General features: G+C 51.9%; 18 protein-coding genes and 1 riboswitch. Of the genes, 15 read left to right on the top strand and 3 right to left on the bottom strand.

Annotated features, from left to right (window positions below):
* Positions 1-59: 59 nt before the first annotated feature.
* The 11 genes from cobD (at position 60) to NYE54_RS27445 (ending at position 11406) form a co-directional block, all read left to right on the top strand.
* The gene (gene cobD, locus NYE54_RS27495; protein WP_339267640.1) at positions 60-1184 is read left to right on the top strand and encodes a threonine-phosphate decarboxylase CobD; all 1125 of its coding nucleotides are present in this window, start codon (positions 60-62) and stop codon (positions 1182-1184) included.
* A gap of 75 nt (positions 1185-1259) precedes the next feature.
* On the top strand, positions 1260-1994 hold the full coding sequence (locus NYE54_RS27490; protein WP_339267639.1) for an adenosylcobinamide amidohydrolase: 735 nt from the start codon (positions 1260-1262) through the stop codon (positions 1992-1994).
* On the top strand, positions 1991-2968 hold the full coding sequence (gene cbiB, locus NYE54_RS27485) for an adenosylcobinamide-phosphate synthase CbiB (RefSeq protein ID WP_339267637.1): 978 nt from the start codon (positions 1991-1993) through the stop codon (positions 2966-2968). Before NYE54_RS27490 ends, cbiB begins: the two co-directional genes overlap by 4 nt.
* Positions 2959-3825, top strand: coding sequence for a histidine phosphatase family protein (locus tag NYE54_RS27480; protein WP_339267635.1), 867 nt, complete (start codon positions 2959-2961; stop codon positions 3823-3825). The genes cbiB and NYE54_RS27480 overlap by 10 nt, the downstream gene beginning before the upstream one ends.
* Positions 3826-3977: 152 nt before the next feature.
* Positions 3978-4180, top strand: a riboswitch (cobalamin riboswitch).
* A 257-nt stretch (positions 4181-4437) separates the two neighbouring features.
* Entirely contained in the window at positions 4438-5442 is a 1005-nt protein-coding gene (locus NYE54_RS27475) for an ABC transporter substrate-binding protein (protein WP_339267634.1), read from the top strand.
* On the top strand, positions 5439-6485 hold the full coding sequence (locus NYE54_RS27470; RefSeq protein ID WP_076324605.1) for an iron ABC transporter permease: 1047 nt from the start codon (positions 5439-5441) through the stop codon (positions 6483-6485). Before NYE54_RS27475 ends, NYE54_RS27470 begins: the two co-directional genes overlap by 4 nt.
* Positions 6482-7267, top strand: coding sequence for an ABC transporter ATP-binding protein (locus tag NYE54_RS27465; RefSeq protein ID WP_076324604.1), 786 nt, complete (start codon positions 6482-6484; stop codon positions 7265-7267). The genes NYE54_RS27470 and NYE54_RS27465 overlap by 4 nt, the downstream gene beginning before the upstream one ends.
* Before the next feature lie 67 nt (positions 7268-7334).
* Positions 7335-8405: a nicotinate-nucleotide--dimethylbenzimidazole phosphoribosyltransferase gene (gene cobT, locus NYE54_RS27460; protein WP_339267632.1), complete on the top strand. Its 1071-nt coding sequence runs from the start codon at positions 7335-7337 to the stop codon at positions 8403-8405.
* Positions 8402-8980: a bifunctional adenosylcobinamide kinase/adenosylcobinamide-phosphate guanylyltransferase gene (cobU, locus tag NYE54_RS27455; protein ID WP_339267630.1), complete on the top strand. Its 579-nt coding sequence runs from the start codon at positions 8402-8404 to the stop codon at positions 8978-8980. The genes cobT and cobU overlap by 4 nt, the downstream gene beginning before the upstream one ends.
* Positions 8977-9798: an adenosylcobinamide-GDP ribazoletransferase gene (gene cobS / locus NYE54_RS27450; RefSeq protein WP_339267628.1), complete on the top strand. Its 822-nt coding sequence runs from the start codon at positions 8977-8979 to the stop codon at positions 9796-9798. Before cobU ends, cobS begins: the two co-directional genes overlap by 4 nt.
* Positions 9799-10011: 213 nt before the next feature.
* Positions 10012-11406: an L-cystine transporter gene (locus NYE54_RS27445; RefSeq protein ID WP_076324600.1), complete on the top strand. Its 1395-nt coding sequence runs from the start codon at positions 10012-10014 to the stop codon at positions 11404-11406.
* A gap of 131 nt (positions 11407-11537) precedes the next feature.
* Here NYE54_RS27445 and NYE54_RS27440 read toward each other — a convergent pair whose 3' ends face one another.
* A complete protein-coding gene (locus tag NYE54_RS27440; RefSeq protein WP_339273677.1) occupies positions 11538-12626 on the bottom strand; it encodes a Xaa-Pro peptidase family protein in 1089 nt (362 codons plus the stop codon).
* A 163-nt stretch (positions 12627-12789) separates the two neighbouring features.
* Between NYE54_RS27440 and NYE54_RS27435 the strand changes: the two genes are divergently transcribed.
* Both NYE54_RS27435 and NYE54_RS27430 read left to right on the top strand, forming a co-directional pair.
* On the top strand, positions 12790-13326 hold the full coding sequence (locus NYE54_RS27435; protein WP_339267626.1) for a DUF2569 domain-containing protein: 537 nt from the start codon (positions 12790-12792) through the stop codon (positions 13324-13326).
* A gap of 93 nt (positions 13327-13419) precedes the next feature.
* Positions 13420-13920 carry an N-acetyltransferase family protein gene (locus tag NYE54_RS27430; RefSeq protein WP_339267624.1) on the top strand — a complete coding sequence of 167 codons (501 nt, stop codon included), beginning with the start codon at positions 13420-13422 and terminating at the stop codon, positions 13918-13920.
* Between the two features lie 118 nt (positions 13921-14038).
* On the opposite strand, the gene NYE54_RS27425 is transcribed toward NYE54_RS27430, so the two are convergent.
* Positions 14039-15496 (bottom strand): PLP-dependent aminotransferase family protein, encoded by a 1458-nt coding sequence (locus NYE54_RS27425; RefSeq protein WP_339267623.1) that lies wholly within the window; start codon positions 15494-15496, stop codon positions 14039-14041.
* Positions 15497-15605: 109 nt separating this feature from the next.
* Between NYE54_RS27425 and NYE54_RS27420 the strand changes: the two genes are divergently transcribed.
* Both NYE54_RS27420 and NYE54_RS27415 read left to right on the top strand, forming a co-directional pair.
* Positions 15606-16184 carry a GNAT family protein gene (locus tag NYE54_RS27420; RefSeq protein WP_339267621.1) on the top strand — a complete coding sequence of 193 codons (579 nt, stop codon included), beginning with the start codon at positions 15606-15608 and terminating at the stop codon, positions 16182-16184.
* A gap of 109 nt (positions 16185-16293) precedes the next feature.
* Positions 16294-16770, top strand: a complete 477-nt coding sequence (locus NYE54_RS27415; protein ID WP_083659771.1) for a GNAT family N-acetyltransferase — start codon at positions 16294-16296, stop codon at positions 16768-16770.
* A gap of 63 nt (positions 16771-16833) precedes the next feature.
* Here NYE54_RS27415 and NYE54_RS27410 read toward each other — a convergent pair whose 3' ends face one another.
* Complete coding sequence (locus NYE54_RS27410; RefSeq protein ID WP_339267619.1) at positions 16834-17175, bottom strand: hypothetical protein; 342 nt, start codon at positions 17173-17175, stop codon at positions 16834-16836.
* Positions 17176-17504: the final 329 nt, after the last annotated feature.

Genomic DNA, 17504 nt, shown 5'->3' with positions numbered 1-17504 from the left:
TGGCATTACATAACGGCAGGACTTGCAAGAGTCCAGGGCATGGAACAGGAGGAGCCCTTATGAACGACAAAAAACAACCCTTGATCGAGGTGTACGGCCATGGAGGGGACGTGGAGACGGCCGCTGCCGCATTCGGAAGGCAAGCCTCGGCTTTCCTGGATTACAGCGCCAATATTAATCCGCTTGGACCACCGCAAGGAGTTATTACGGCCTTACAAAAGGGAATGAGTGCGGTCATTCGTTATCCGGATCCGGGACACCGCAAGTTCAAGGAGCTGCTCGCAGCAGAGCTAGGCACCGATCCCCAGCGAATCCTTGTCGGCAACGGAGCGGCAGAGTGCATGGCGCTGTTGTTGATGGGGCTATCGCCAGGGACTGTGGGCGTGGTTGACCCGTGTTTTTCCGAATACCGGGAGTTGTCCTTAAAATTTGGTTCGGACATCCGCTCCGTGTGCGGACATCCGGAGAGGGACTGGAGAGCAGACAAGGCGGATGTGATGGAGCTGATAGCTTGCACGGATCTCGTGTTTTTGGGACAGCCCAACAATCCAAATGGGGTTCAGTACAGCCTTGAGGATATCCGCGAAATAGCGGCATGCGCAGAGCAAGAAGGGACCTGGCTGGTGCTGGATGAAGCCTTTATCGACTTTATTCCGCTGGGAGACAGACAGACCCTGATGCCAGAGCTTCATGACTATCCTCGAACCGTGATTGTCAGATCGATGACCAAGTTTTATGCGATTCCGGGCCTGCGGCTCGGGTATACGGCCGCGCATCCCGATGTGATACGCAAGATGGCAGGCAAGCAGGTGACGTGGAGTGTCAATGGACTGGCGCTGCTTGCGGGCGAGGCTTGTCTTGGCAGCGGCAGGGACTACGAGCAGAATACGCTGCAATTGATTCGCGCAGAGCGTCAGAAGCTCATACAAGGTTTACGAGCATTGGGGCTGGACGTTACGCCGGGCGAGGCTAATTTTCTACTCATGGAGCTTCCGCGGCCATGGCGTGCCGAGATGTTTCAGTCGGAGATGGGAAGACGCGGCGTGCTTGTCCGCAGCTGCGCCATGTACCCGGGCCTTGGGGAGTGTCATATCCGGCTAGCCGTTAAACATGCCGCGGATAACGACAGGCTGCTTGCCATTATGGCGGAGGTTCTTGGCATTTCTTCTGAAGACGCAACTTAAGGGTATTAAACGGCACATACCAATGAAGCTGGGGATCAAGCAGATTTAGATCATAGAGAGCAGGGAGAGAGAAACATGGCAGTACCTTTTCTGAAAGGCAAGAATCACCTATATCGTTCGAATGCGTGGCCGGGAGCGGTGGTGTCCCTCGAATCAGAGCTGGAACAGCCTCATATCCGGATATCGCTTCCGGAGCCAGCTGAGTCCATTAGCAGCGCCATATACGGCGGCGGATTCGTAAGCTTGGATCATATCGTGAATCGTTATGTGGACAAGCATTATGATTGCAGCGCCCCCGTGAACGATATGTCTAACTTTATAGCTGCTCACGGTTATCCGGCTGAATCTACAGCTGGATTGATGACCGCGGTAAAACTGAAGTATGCCTCCATCCAGGAAGAGCAGAGTGAACAGGCTTCCATCCTGTGCTGCACCACCGCCGGCGTGGGCAATGCAGCCCGCGCTGGGTCGAGCCGTACGACCTTTGCCGCTTACCAGCCGGGCACGATTAATATCATGCTGATGGTGGATGGGATGATGACGCCGGCTTGTATGGTGAACGCCATGCTGACGGCGACGGAAGCGAAAGCCGCGGCGCTACATGATCTGGGGGTGAAGGATCATGAAACCGGAGCCGTCGCGACCGGAACGACGACGGACGCGATGGTCCTTGGGGTCAGCGGCAATGCAGCGTATGGCGTGAACCACCATTATGCCGGAACCGCAACCGATCTGGGCGGCATGATCGGCCGCCTTGTCTACGAGAGTGTTACGGAAAGCATTGTCTCCGAAAGAGAGGACCGGATATGACCGTCGTGTGGGTCATTTGGGCAGCGGTCGTACTGGACCTGCTGATTGGAGATCCGAGATGGCTCCCCCATCCCGTCATTGGCATGGGGAAAGCCATCCGCCGGGTTGAAGGCTGGATACGCCATTGGGCGACTTCCGCTCAGAGCCTGAAGTGGACGGGCATTCTGCTGCCGGTGATCGTGGCCGGTGGCTCCTTCGTGCTGGCGTGGCTGCTCCTCTTGTTATGTGCAGCGATTCATCCTTGGCTTGCGTGGGGAGTGGAGATCGTGCTTATTGCGACTACGATTGCCATCAAGGGACTGCGTGAAGCAGGATTGGAGGTCTACGGCCATCTTCGCTCCGACCATATCACGGAGGCCAGGCGCGCGCTCAGCATGGTTGTCGGGCGAGACACCGGCCATCTGGATGAGCCGGAGATCGTACGGGGAACGGTGGAGACGGTTGCGGAGAATATCGTGGATGCGGTCATCGCTCCGCTGTTTTTTGCCCTGATCGGGGGAGCGCCGCTGGCGATGGCCTACCGGGCCGTGAACACGCTCGACTCCATGGTCGGTTATAAAAACGACAAATACCAGCATATCGGCTGGGCATCCGCAAGGCTGGACGATATCGCCAATTGGATACCGGCACGCCTGACCGCAGGACTGTTGACCATAGTGGCTGCGATGTTTTCGCTGCAATGGAAAAAAGCGATCAAGATGGTCAGAAGGGATGCGCGAAAGCACCCCAGTCCGAATAGCGGCTTCCCGGAATCGGCTGTAGCTGGTGCGCTGGGCATTCGTCTGGGAGGCGAGAATTCCTATCAAGGCGTGATCTCGTTCCGGGCTTACATGGGGGATCCCGAACGACCGCTTGAAGCGGAGGATATTCAGGTGACAAATCGTCTGCTGCTGGGCGTATCAGTATTGTTTACGTTACTGGGTACCGTGGTGCTCGGACTTGTGACCGCAGCAGGAGGAAGCTTATGGATATGAGGATTACCCTGCATTTGGTCCGTCATGGCCGCACGTTGTGGAACGAGGAGCGCCGTTATCTCGGTCACGAGGATCAGGGGATTCTGGTGGAAGGAAGACAGCAGCTCCTCCCGCTGCTGGAAAGGTTTTGTACCAAGCAGTTCGTCCGGATCTATTGCAGTGATCTCCTTCGATGCAGGCAGACGCTGAATGTTATCTTATCGGACTCAACAATGTCCGCTATTCCTGATGATGAAGATCCAGGCAGGTTTATTCCAGGTGTCGAGTATGATCCGCGGCTGCGTGAGCTCGATTTCGGGGCTTGGGAAGGGAACATCTACGAGGACTTGAAGTCGGATATCTCCTATCGGCGCTGGATTGATAACCCCGCAGAAGTTACGCCGCCAAATGGGGAGAGCTGGGAAGCGTTCTGTTCCCGGATTCAGGCATTCTTGACCGGATTGTATTTGGATTTGAAGGAACTGTTGCATGTGGAGGAAGATCCGGATACCCTTGTGCAGGCAGAGGCAGAGGCAGAGGCAGAGGCAGAGGCAGAGGCAGAGGCAGAGGCAGAGGCAGAGGCAGAGGCAGAGGCAGAGGCAGAGGCAGAGGCAGAGGCAGAGGCAGAGGCAGAGGCAGAGGCAGAGGCAGAGGCAGAGGCAGAGGCAGAGGCAGAGCGAGCCGGTTATGGTTCTGGGACACAGAGGGCTGAGTTGGATGTGCTTGTGGTCACCCATGGGGGCGTCATCCGGCAGATCGCGGCAGCTACCCTTCCGCATACGGAATTCTGGGAAACGCAAGTGTCACCGGGCGAGGAGCTCAAGCTGCAATTGACATGGGATGGAGACCGCTGGGAAGGCGTGCGGTTAAGCGAATAAATGAAATCGTATGATATCGGTGCGGAATGGGCGATAACGGGATAAATCCGTATCATAAGGCATTTGAAATGACCGATTCTTTCGGTTGTAAGAGGAAGGTTTATCGCCTATAATTTTGGGCAGAGAAACCATGCTTGGCCTAACATACATAAATTCATATTATTTGCGAGGGTCCCGGACAGAAGGCGTTGTTGCCTTCTGCCGGGTTAATAGGGAAGCCGGTGCAAGTCCGGCACGGTCCCGCCACTGTGAAGCAGGGACTTCTTCATATGCCACTGAGCCATAGCGCTTGGGAAGGCGGAGAAGTCGTTACAGCCTGCAAGTCAGGAGACCTGCCCTCGGCGAATGAATGACGGTCCTTCGAGGAGAGGATTACGTTTGCCGGACCCATGCAGCATGTGTGGGCGGAAGTTTAAGGCGCTATCTGTGAACGGTTATCCAGATGTCCTTATGTTAAAACGTAATCCCTGAGTCCTTGTTTACGAGGAGTCAGGGATTTTTGCTTTTCTTTGGAGTATGACGATTGATGTTTTTCTCCCGGTAAGGATCGGTCGAAGGAATGTAAACTCGAAAGCGCCAGGTTCTCAATTATGCATAGGGGGATTTTAAGAGATGAAAGCATTAAACAAAACATGGTCCGTACTTCTAGTAGCCATACTGATGGCTCTGGCCTTGATTGGCTGTGGAGACAAAGAAGCGGCGCCGAAGGATACAACGCAGCCTGCACAGCAGGAAGAGCAGAATAACGAAGCTCCGGCGGATTCCGGCGAAGAGCTTAAAACGACGTATCCGCTGACCGTTAAGGATTCAACCGGGGTTGAAATGACGTTTGAGAAAGCTCCGGCCAAAATTGCATCCCTGACACCGTCCGAGACGGAAAAACTGTTCGCTTTGGGCCTGGATGAGGAAATCGTTGGCGTGTCCGATAATGACGATTATCCGGAAGCGGCCAAATCTAAGCCTAAATTGGGCGGGTTCCAAGTGAATGAAGAGGCTATTATTGCAGCCGATGCCGATGTGGTATTTGCGGCTTCGATGAATGCTCAGAATGCCGAGAAATTGCGTGAGCTTGGCGTTACCCTGTTCGTCAATGATCTGAAAACCATTGATGCCGTGATGGAGAACATCGAACTGATCGGACAAATTACGGACCGTCAAGCGGAGGCGAAAGCGGTCGTGGATCAGATGAAGCAGGAATTGGCTACCGTTACGGAAGCCGTGAAAGCCGTGAAGGATGAAGACAAGAAGAAAGTGTATGTGGAATTCTCTCCGGGATGGACCGTCGGCAAGGGCGAGTTTATGGATGAGATCATCACCTTAGCTGGCGGCGTCAACGCAGCCGGCGATGCGGAAGGCTGGTTCGAAATCAGTGAGGAAAATATTATTGCTGCGAACCCCGACGTCATTCTGTACACGGACGATGTGGTTGATGAAGCAACCAAGAAAACATTGGATCAGCTGATTAAGGAGCGCGGCGGCTGGGATCAGATCGAAGCCATCAAGAACGATCAGGTCATATCCGTGGATGCGAACCTGCTCAGCCGTCCTGGTCCCCGTGTGACGCAAGGGTTGGTGGAAGTGGCGAAGGCCGTTTATCCGGAACTGATGAATCCATGAGTAAAAAACTTGCAGGATTCGGTGCGGCCGGCATCATCCTATTACTGTTAACCTTGGTTGTCAGTCTCGGAATCGGCTCCGTGCACCTGCCTGTGAGAGAGATTGGGGCGATGCTGCTGCACCGGCTGCCGGGAATCGGCGATTCCATCGTTCCGGGCTGGGAAGCTTCATCCGAGCAAATCTTAATGAAGGTGAGATTGCCGCGCATATTGCTGGGGATGCTCGTAGGAGCCTCCCTGGCCGTCGCCGGAGCCGCCTTTCAAGGGGTATTGCGCAATCCGCTGGCGGATCCGTTTACGCTTGGTGTATCCTCGGGTGCTGCGCTTGGCGCAGCATCCCTGATTTTTTTCGGGATGGAATATTCCTTTGCCGGAGGTTACACGCTGCCGCTTGTAGCGTTTCTGACCGGAGCAGGCACCTTATGGGCCGTTCTGCTGCTGGCGAGGGACCAAGGAAAACTGCCGATCCACGGGCTCATTCTGTCCGGCGTGGTGATGCAGTCGTTTCTGGGCGCCGTCGTTTCCTTTCTGACGGTCATGTCCAAAGATACGGTAAACCAGATCCTGTACTGGACGATGGGGAGCCTGAGCATGCGTGGATGGTCGTATACGGCCATCCTTTTCCCGTATTTTATCGCAGGTTTTATCTACTTATGGAGCAGGTCGCGGGCGCTTAATATTTTGTCGCTGGGGGAACGGCAGGCCGCCCATATGGGCTTGAATGTGGATCGGTTGAAGACCAGCGTGCTCATCGTTGCTACCCTGCTCGCCGCCGCAGCCGTGTCGGTATCCGGCGTGATTGGATTCGTGGGACTTGTGGTACCGCATATGATCCGGTTGATCACCGGCTCCGATTACCGCGTCATTGTTCCACTGTCGGCTCTGGGCGGCGCGATATTCATGGTCTGGTGCGATACGGCGGCACGGTCCGTGCTGGCACCAACGGAAATACCGCTTGGTGTGGTTACGGCATTCATAGGCGCTCCATTCTTTGCGTATTTGCTATACCGGAACAAAAAACGGCGCAGGGAGGGTCTATCATGATTACAGCTCAAGGACTTGGCAAAGCATATGGCAAGGTGCCGATTCTTGAAGGCGTGGACCTTCACATTGCCGAAGGGGAATGGTGGGGGATCATCGGTCCGAACGGAAGCGGTAAATCCACCCTCATGCAGCTGTTATCCGGTGTGGAGAATCCTACGCAAGGAAGTGTGACGCTTCGGGGCAAGGCGCTTGCACACTATACTCGTAAGACGCTGGCCCGGATCGTGGCGGTGCTTCAGCAGGAAGGGCTTGATCCTACCGATTTTACCGTCCGGGAAGTGTTGGAGATGGGAAGGTTCCCCTTCCTGAACTGGCTTGGCCGTGAAGATAAGGATGCAGCCCCGCTTATTGAGGCCATTATCCGAAAGCTGGATCTGAATGGTCTGGAAGAACGGCGGCTTACCGAGTTAAGCGGCGGTCAACGCCAGCGTGTCGCGCTCGGCAAGGTGATGGTCCAGGAGCCTTCGCTGCTGATGCTGGATGAACCGACGACCTATCTGGATATCCACTATCAGCTTCAGTTCATGGATATGGTGGCGGAGTGGCGGAACTCGTCCGGGATTACGGTGATCAGCGTACTGCATGATTTGAATCTGGCGGCCCAATTTTGCGATAAACTGCTGGTGCTTGATCAGGGAAAGATCGCCGGGGTTGGCAAGCCGGAAGAAGTTTTGACAGCGGCGTATATACGTCAAATTTTCCGGGTGGAGCCCTCGATTGTGGCCCATCCCGAGAATGGTGCTCCGCAGGTGCTGTTAACGGCGAATAGCACGTGGTCCTGACCGATGTTGTCGCATATTCCGCTTTAGGATGTAAGATTTAGGAACAAGATACAAGGAGGTCGTTTCATTGACGAATACAATCGTTAATCGTTTAAATCACATCATTGCTAACATTAAACCGCTGAATGTCGAGGTTCAGAACGAAACAGCCGCTTATTTGGACACGCTGACGAAGCCTCCGGGCAGTCTGGGTAAGCTGGAGGCGCTAGCGATCCAATTAGCGGGAATTACAGGGAATGTGAAGCCGTCGTTCACCAAAAAATCCGTCGTTGTCATGGCTGGTGATCATGGAGTCTGTGAAGAAGGAGTCAGTGCATTTCCGGCTGAGGTAACGCCCCAGATGGTCATGAACTTCCTGAATGGAGGGGCGGCTGTGAATGTGCTGGCGCGTCAGGCGGGGGCGGACGTGCATTGTGTGGACATCGGTGTCGCGATCGAGCTGAAGGATGAGAAGCTGAAGTCGCGGAACGTTGGCAGAGGAACTGCCAATATGGCCAAAGGGCCCGCGATGACAAAGGCAGCGGCACTGCAGTCCATTGTAACCGGTGCAGAGGTAGCCGCCGAGTTGGTGTCGCAAGGAACGCAAATGTTCGTGACCGGGGAGATGGGCATTGGGAACACGACACCGAGTGCAGCGATCTTCTCCGTTCTGTCCGGCAATCAGCCATCTGAAGTCGTGGGAAGGGGAACGGGCGTAACCGATGAACGGCTGCTACATAAGATTCGAGTTGTGGAACAGGCTATACAAGTTAATAGACCTCATGCCGATGATCCCATCGACGTGCTCGCCAAAGTTGGAGGATACGAGATTGGCGGGTTGGCTGGACTTATCCTGGGTGCGGCTGCCCACGGTTGTCCCGTTATCATTGACGGCTTCATATCCAGTGCGGCGGCGCTGGTTGCCAAATGCATCTGCCCGGACGCCCTCTCCTATATGATTGCCTCTCATGTTTCGCATGAACAGGCGCATGTGCTTCTGTTGAAAGAGCTGGGGCTGCATCCGATGCTGCAAATGGACATGCGTCTTGGCGAGGGTACAGGCGGAGTACTGTGCCTGCATCTGGTCGAGGCGGCGTGCCGGATCATGCATGAGATGGCGACGTTTGAGAGCGCCGGAATCAGCGGAGGGGCCGTATGAACCATCGTGGAAGCGTGTTGGTCACGGGTGGGGCCAGAAGCGGAAAGAGCTCATTCGCGGAGAAGTTGTGCATGAAGCGCTCGGAGTCCGGAACGTATGTGGCGACTGCGCAAGCCTATGACGATGAGATGAGGGAACGGATCCGAATTCATCAAGACCGTCGGCATGATTCGGCCTACGGTTGGGAGACAGTCGAGGAGCCTGTCGCCCTCCCGGAACTGCTGGATACGCTGGGCCAATCGCAACCTAATGCTCCTGCGGTGGTAGTGGACTGCCTGACACTGTGGCTTACGAATGTGCTGCTGCAAGCTGAGCCTGAAGGAAGTGCTGCAATGGAAGAACGGCTGGGACTTCAAATCGGCAGGCTCGCAAGAGCGGTACAGGGTTATCCGGGAACGGTCATTCTGGTAACAAATGAAGTGGGGTCGGGGATTGTTCCGGAATATCCGCTAGGCCGAATATATCGGGACTGGGCAGGGATCATGAATCAGAGACTGGCTCAGATATGTGATGAAGTATTTTTGGTGACTGCGGGAATTCCGATAGAAATCAAGAGCAAGGAGTATCTCATATGAGCAAGATAATCGAAGCGGCTGCGGCCGCTTTTCAATTTCTATCGAGGCTGCCGGTGCGGAGGGAAATTCCGTTTACGCCGGAAGTGCAACAACGGAGCGTCGTTTTTTATCCATTAGTGGGTGCGGTTATTGGTATGATCGTTGTCGGATTGGGACTGGGCGTAAGCTTTGTGCTGCCTTCCTTTCCCGCTGCCGTCATCCTGCTGGTTGTATGGGTTGCGCTGACGGGAGGGCTGCACCTCGATGGTTGGATGGATAGTGCTGATGCGCTGCTTAGCCATCGGTCGCGTGAGAAGATGCTGGAAATCATGAAGGATAGCCGTGTAGGTGCAATGGGGGTCATGGCGTGTATGCTGCTGCTCCTTTTGAAAGCTTCCTTGATCATGTCTATATGGGATTTGTCAGCCGGGGCATGGAAACAAGAGGCATGGCTGCTGGTGCTCGCTCCGGTTTGGAGCCGCTGGTTTATGGTCCATGCGATGTATCGCTGGCCGATGGCACGGGGAAGTGAGGGGCTTGCCGCTCTATTTCATGGATTGACCGCCGGCAGGAGATCGCTGGCAGGCGTAATGGCTGTCCTGTTAACGCTAGTTATTGTAGGTTTGCTATGGATCACGGCAGGCGAGACTAATCTTGGGATGATTGGAATCGGAGGAATCCTTGTCATACCATTCATAGCCTGGGCCGCTGGCAGTTTGACGGCAGAACGGATGACCCAAAGACTTGGAGGACTGACAGGGGATACTTACGGAGCCCTCAATGAACTAATTGAAACGGTTGTGTTAATATTTGTGGTTCTCCTTTTGAAGTTTACATGATATGATAGTAGAGCGATATCAGTGGTAATCCGATCAACATAGTCGACATAATCCGCATCGATGAGAACACAACGATTTTGGGCAGGAATTTTCTCAATCGGGTAATGATATGTTTAGAGTGGGCTGTAATGGATATGAATACATACTAGCGCACTTATGACATGAGGATGGAGCACCTATATCCTTATCTAAAGAATGGGAGGAATCATTAGGATGGAAACGCTTTGGGTTATCATCAATGTCCTTGTTCTGATTCTGCTGGTCGGTATTTTGTACTGGATGCAAAGAAAGCATTACTCGTTTACCAAACGCGTATTTGCCGGACTTGGACTGGGTGTGTTGTTCGGAGTGGCACTGCAGCTCATCTATACTTCGACCTCCGATGTGGTGGTGAAATCCACCGATTGGTTTAATCTGATAGGTTACGGCTACGTTAGGCTGCTGCAAATGATGGTCATTCCGCTGATCATGGTGTCGATCATATCGGCCATCATGAAGCTGAAGGGCGGAAAGAATCTGGGCAAAATGAGCGGGCTTATCATTACGGTGCTGCTTCTGACGACAGCCGTAGCCGCTGCTGTCGGAATTACGACCGCGTTGGCCTTCGATTTGTCCGCCGTCAATATCCAAGGCGGTGCCGCGGAGGAGCAGCAGGGTGCACTGCTGCAAGAACGGCTCGGGGATGTTGAGGGCCGTACGCTGCCGCAGCAGATCCTGGATTTCATTCCGAGCAATCCGTTTGCCGACATGACGGGAGCACGAAGAACTTCGACGATTGCGGTCGTCATTTTCTCGGCATTCGTCGGGATCGCCGTTCTCGGGTTGGACCGAAAAAACAAAGAGCAGGCGGAAACGTTCCGCAACATGATCTCTGCGGTCTACGGCGTGGTTATGCGCATCGTGACGCTGGTGCTTCGTCTGACGCCTTATGGGATTCTGGCACTCATGGCCAAAACGATCGCCACGACCGATCTTGCGGTGATCATGAATCTGATCGATTTCGTCCTTGCTTCGTACGTGGCCTTGATCGTCATGTTCATTATCCATCTGGTACTGCTGGCGATATTCGGGTTTAACCCGCTCAAATATGTGAAAAAGGTATTCCCGACGCTGACCTTTGCCTTCACCTCGCGCTCCAGCGCGGCCACGATCCCGCTTAACGTGCAGACCCAGAACAAAAAGCTGGGCGTTTCGGAAGGCATCGCGAACCTCTCGGCATCGTTTGGCGCCACGATTGGGCAGAACGGCTGCGCGGGCATTTATCCTGCCATGCTGGCCGTCATGATTGCGCCGACAGCCGGCGTGGACCCGACCTCATGGTCGTTCATCCTTACCCTGATCGTGGTCGTTATGATCAGTTCCTTCGGCGTGGCGGGTGTCGGAGGCGGAGCTACCTTCGCATCGCTCATCGTGCTCTCAACGATGAACCTCCCGGTTGCCTTGGCGGGTCTGTTAATTTCCGTCGAGCCGCTGATCGATATGGGACGGACGGCACTGAACGTGAATGACTCCATGACAGCCGGTGTGATTACCGGGAAAGTCATGAATGAAGTGGACAAAGACGTGTACAACGACGACAATATTGAACTGGATATGGTTCAGGCATAAGAACGTATCCATGAGAGCCATCTTGCGCAGGCATTGTTTCTGCCGGATGGCTCTTTTCTGGTACATAGAGAAAGCCCGAATACCGTGAGTGAAACGGTAATCCGGGCTTTTTTTCTCCTGCTGAAAATTGCTTATCCGATGATGGTCAGTTCTTTCGGGAAGGAGGTGAGCACCTCGACGCCATCCTCGGTTACGATCACATCGTCCTCGATTCGTACGCCGCCTACGCCTTGCAGATAAATGCCGGGCTCGATCGTGAATACCGCCCCAGGCTGCAAAATATCCTGGTTCAAACCGTGGATGGATGGATATTCGTGGACATCCATGCCAAGCCCGTGACCCAAGCGATGTACAAATGCCTGTCCGTATCCTGCGTCATCAATCACTTTGCGAGCTGCTTGGTCAATCGAGCCATAGGTTACGCCGGGTTTTACGGCCTGAATACCGGCCAGGTTCGCTGCAAGAACCGTATCATAGATGTTGACGGCTTCAGGCTTCAGCTCGCCTACGGCAAAGGTACGGGTAATATCCGAAGCATAACCACCCGCATACACTCCCAAATCGAACATGAGCAGATCTCCTGCTTCAATCCGGCGCGTACCGGGAACACCGTGAGGCAAGGCGGTATTGGGGCCGGATAATACCATTGTGGCGAAGGACGGAGCATCCGCACCCATTTTTTTCATTAAGTACTCCAGCTCTGCCACAACCTCAATCTCGGTGACGCCGATTTTTACATGGGCCAGGCCTTGCGTCAGCACATCTTCAACCAGTCTCACTGCATGTTTGATGATCTTCACTTCATCGGCCGACTTTCGAATTCGGAGCTCCCGGAGTACAGCTCCAACATCCTCGATCCGGTTCGCGTTCACATGCTGCTGCAGCTGTTCATAACGGGATACGGTGAGCTGATCCTTCTCAACGGCCAGCGTACCGGCTGCGCCTTGAAACTGCTGCTTCAGCAAGAGATATGGATTATCGGTATCCTGATGCGTGACAATATGCTTAACCGTTGCAGCGGCCGCGGCTGCGTCTGCATCCAATGCGGGCACAATCAGCACCGGATTATTCGCTGAGGAGAGGAGCAGGCCCAGAAAACGCTCATGGGGATCACTCGCAAATCCCGTCAAATAGTAAACATGCTTGGGGTCTGTCACAAGGACATGATCCCAGCCTTGTGTATTCATGGATTGTTGCAAACTTTGCAATCGTTCGTTCATCCTGTTCATTCCTTTCTTCACCCGAAGACGGTTGTCATACCATTAATGTTAGGGTATCGCGTTCAATCGCGTAAGTAAAGTTTTCCTTTATTATGGGCTTGATTTTCCTATATAATGTTTCGGAGTAAAAAATTACATGTTATATGGGAGGAATTACACTCGAATGGATCCGAATCAAGTTCAGGAGAGTAACAATGCTTCAGCACAAGGCCAGGCACCTCAATATTTCTTAAAGCCGAGTGTTGAAGGGCTCGGAGGCTGGCTGGTTTTGGTCCAGATCTCCATTTATTTTTCATTGATCACGATCACATACCTGCTGTTTAATCATATTTTCCCGGTGTTTGAGCCGGAGATATGGAGTATGTTTACGGATAAAGGATCACCTGCTTATAATCGTTCGCTTATCCAGCTAATCCTTTTTGAGACCGTGGTTAATGTGGTGTTTGTTATTGCACTAGTCTTTGCTTTATTTTTGCTGTATCGCAAAAAAAGGGCGTTTCCCAAATTGATGATCGGTTATATTTTATTTAGTCTGCTGACCAGCATAGTGGACTATGTCGCAGTCAGCCAAATCGAAATCCTGGCTCAGGGGGATAATGGGACATTCATGCGTGAAGTTACCCGGTCCATTTTATACGCCTGTATCTGGATCCCTTATTTTATCCGTTCCAAGCGAGTGCGCAACACTTTCGTGAATTAATGCCGCTTGAAAAAAAAGAAGCGTTTTTCCGCTGCCTCTTGTACAATAGATCTCGTACAAAAAGATTACGCATCTATTCGGAGGTAGGACATCGTGACGCAACAATACCGTATCGATTATGCCGTCAAAGAGGATTTGCCGGCTATTGTGGACATTTACAATTCGACGATCTCAGGCAGAAAAGTAACCGCCGATCTGGAGCCGGTTACGGTGGAGAGCCGTATAGAGTGGTTTGAAGAGCACAGCAACGATTTTCGTCCGTTGTGGGTCATGCGGTCCGATGACGGGATGGTTGCATGGATGAGCTTTCAATCCTTTTATGGTCGTCCGGCTTATAACGGCACAGCTGAGATCAGCATATACGTAAACGAGAAATATCGCGGCATTGGTGCCGGCAGTATATTGATTCAGAAGGCAATCGAGGAGTGTCCGCGCCTTCACGTCAGTAATCTGGTTGGATTTGTATTCGGCCATAATGAACCAAGCCTTAAGCTGTTGAAGAAGTTTGGCTTTGATCAATGGGGGCTTCTCCCCGGGGTTGCGGAGCTTGACGGCATCAAGCGGGACTTGGTCATTGTCGGTCGTGCAGTTTAAGTGCTGATACGTTAATGGATGATTTATAGTTTGCCTTAAAGGGCATACAGACTAACATATCAAAAAGCTGTCCCTTTTGGTAAATGAGAGGACAGCTTTTTTCATGTTGTTATGATATTTAGAGGGAGACCGCTCCCAGCCAACAGTCAGCAAGCCGCTCTATGCCTGCTTCAATCTCATCTTCTTTTAATCCGCCGAAGCCAAGAATGAATGATCTACGATCCGATCCGCTTTGCTCATTGGCAGGAAGCATTCGCGTATAGGCAGCGGAGCTTACGCGGATTCCCCTTGCTTCGGCTAACGTTTGCAGATCCTCTTCGGATAACGGATGATTGAGATGAAGCATGAGGTGAAGCCCGGAGCCTGTACCCGATATTTGAGCATGTTCACCAAAGTGACGTTGAATAGAACCGATCAGGCGATCATGCTTCCTACGGAGTATCATCCTCATTTTTCGCAAATGTCGTTCAACATAGCCCTCCCGCAAAAAGCGCTCCAGTGTCATCTGATTCAGCTTAGAGGCCGTACAGTCGAGAAAGAGCTGGAACTTTAATCGGTGATAATCCGGCAGCAGAACCTTCGGCAATATCATATATTGGACTCCAAGCGCAGGGGACAGTACCTGCGAGAATCCGCCCAGGTATATTACACGACTGTCGGGCATCAGCCCTTGGAGGCTCGGAATCGGTCTTCCATAGTATCGGAACTCACCGTCAGCGTCATCTTCAATAATAAAACCTCCAGTTTCTTGTGCCCATTGCAGCAGCGCCAACCTGCGGGAGATAGGCATAATGACGCCGGTGGGGAACTGGTGGGAGGGGGAGACGGTTACGAATGCTGCCCCGCTGCTCTGCAATTCATGCTGACTGATCCCATCCTCCAGCACGGGGATTGGAATGACATCATACCCCTTCTGCCGGAAAACCTCCGGCTGCTGTGGATAACAAGGGTTCTCAACAGCGATGGACTTTCCGTAAGGAAGAAGCAGTCTGCTGATCAAATCAAGCAGAGGGAAGGGATCAGAGCCGATAATCACCTGTTCAGGCGTACAGGCTACCCCGCGAAAATGTTTGGCATAGTTGGCAATCTGGCAACGCAGCCCTTCTTCACCCTGCGGATCCCCATAGAACAGCATGTCGGCCGTGCTGTTTTCCTGCAAGCAACGGTTATAGGCTTTTCTCCACTCGGTCATCGGGAAGTATTCGTATTCATTTTTGGACATATGAAAGTCATATTTAAAGTAATAGTGTCGTTTGAGTATAGGTCCCTTGGGAGAAGCCGATTCCATGGGAAGCGCAAAAGGAACATCGGCTAGCCATTGCACAAAATATCCGCTCCGTGGCTTGCTCGCAATAAAGCCTTCAGCAAGCAGCTGCTGATAAGCCATTTCAATGGGGGTGGTGCTAATGCCAAGCAGCTCGGCAAGCCTTCGAACCGATGGGAGACGGCTTGCATGAAGCCAATGCCCGGCGGATATCTGTTGTTTCATGTATCGATACAATTGTACATACAGGGGAACGCTGGAATCATCCAGCAATAATGTGATTTCTGTTTGATTTACCGGAACCTGTTTCATATCATCTGTCCTTTATAAATATTCGAATCTGCATATTTGGATATGGTCAATTTCTTGATATAGTATAAGGGATTTTTAGTTCCAGAGGAAACGGGAGGTTACAATCGACATGAACTCATCTATTACAAATACGAAGCCGGTACGGTTTCTTGAAGGCGAGCGGATCTACTTGCGTCCCTTTGGAGAAGAGGATACCGCAGAGTATTTTCAAATGCTGTTTAATCCGGAAATGCGGAGGCTGACCGGGACGAAGCGGGCTTTTACGCTGGAAGAGGTACGTCGGTATATCGAGGAGAAATCCAGTAATCACGACACCATCCTGCTGCTAATCGCTTTATCGGATAGCGATCAGATTATTGGCGATATCGCGCTGCTGGATATCGATTACGTTAACCGGAATGCGAATATTCGCATCGCCCTTGATAAGGGCGAGCATCTCGGCAAGGGGTACGGACCGGAAGCCATCAAGCTCTTGCTTGAATACGCCTTCGGAATCCTTCATCTTCACCGGATCGAGCTGCAGGTGTTTGATTATAACGAGCGTGCCATCAAGGCTTATGAGAAAGTGGGCTTCAAGCGTGAAGGAGTTCAGCGAGACGCATTGTACTACCAGCATCGTTACCATGACTCTATAATAATGAGCATGCTGGAGGAGGAATACAGGGCGCTGTATCACCAAGGGCAATAGCATCCTGGCTGCCTGAGAATGAAGTTGCGTGCAAACCATTCGTGGTTTTCTGCATTCCAAACCTTGACCGGCATCCAGTAAACTTGGAATAACGTATGATGTAAAGGATGTGCGTGATTTGAAAGCAGAGATTCATATATATCAAGCAGAGCTGAAGGATTTGGATAAGGCAGCCGCTCTGTTTAATCAGTATCGTCAATTCTATAAGCGAGAAGATGATTTAAACGGGGCTGAGGAATATATCAGGGAGAGACTGACTCGAGGTGATTCCGTTATGTATTTAGCGGATTACAATAGTGGGGGAACCCTGGTCACGGCTGGCTTTCTGCAGTTATATCCGTCCTTCTCATCGCTATCGATGTCCAGGTTGTGGATCTTGAATGATCTATACGTGGATTCCGAATATCGCGGACTTGGTATCGGAAGGAAACTGCTCCATCAAGCCCAAGCGCACGCCCTTCAGACCGGAGCTAAGGGGCTGACTCTGTCCACGCAGCTTCATAACGTGACTGCTCAGCAATTGTATGCATCCGCAGGGTATGTGCAGGATGAAGAATTTGCGTATTATTATTTGGATTTATCATAGCGAAAGGTCATCAATAACAAACAAAGACGATACTCCAGAAGGAGCTATCGTCTTTGTTTGTTATTAATATATCGAGCGTATTTTGCGGAAAACCTCAACCCGGGCAATTTTAAGTTCCCACATCTGGTCGAGCAGCTTCCGCTGTTTATCTTTATCATCCGTTGCTTTCAGTTCATTGTACAGGGTAAACATGCGGTCATTGATTTGGTTCATGCATTGCCACAGCTCATGTTCCGTACATTCCTCCGACTTCACTTGTTTCTCGCCCTGAGGTTCCTGCATGTGGCGAAGTGTACGAACAATGTCCGCTTGCCACTTCCGATCTTCCAAGCGTATAGCCAAACTGAGAAGATCCAGATAATCATCGAGGGTCAGTGATGTCGGTTCTTTATCGCATGGATCCAAGTTGAAAGCCCCCTTAGCAAACTCCTAATTATCTTTATACCAAGTATTATACTTGGAATTATGAGTTTTTCAAGAGAAAAAATAACGAGTATATTGTTACTCAACTTTCGCACCCGGAATATTGACTCAAACCCTTGAGGGCGCAAGAAGAATTCAATATATTTACTCGCCGGTGAGGGGGATGTTTTGAGAGAACATATATCAGATCATGCATGGTCAATTTGTTGAGAAGTTGGTAAGATGAGGATATTACATATATAGGTTGTTTGATATTAATCGCAAAAAACATAACAACCAGGTTCTTCTTTAAAACGTTCTTGGAGGTTGAC

The organism is Paenibacillus sp. FSL K6-1330 (assembly GCF_037976825.1).
Taxonomy (GTDB): domain Bacteria; phylum Bacillota; class Bacilli; order Paenibacillales; family Paenibacillaceae; genus Paenibacillus_AQ.
Note: the sequence above shows the minus strand (reverse complement) of the source record. Positions and strands in the feature narration are given on the sequence as shown.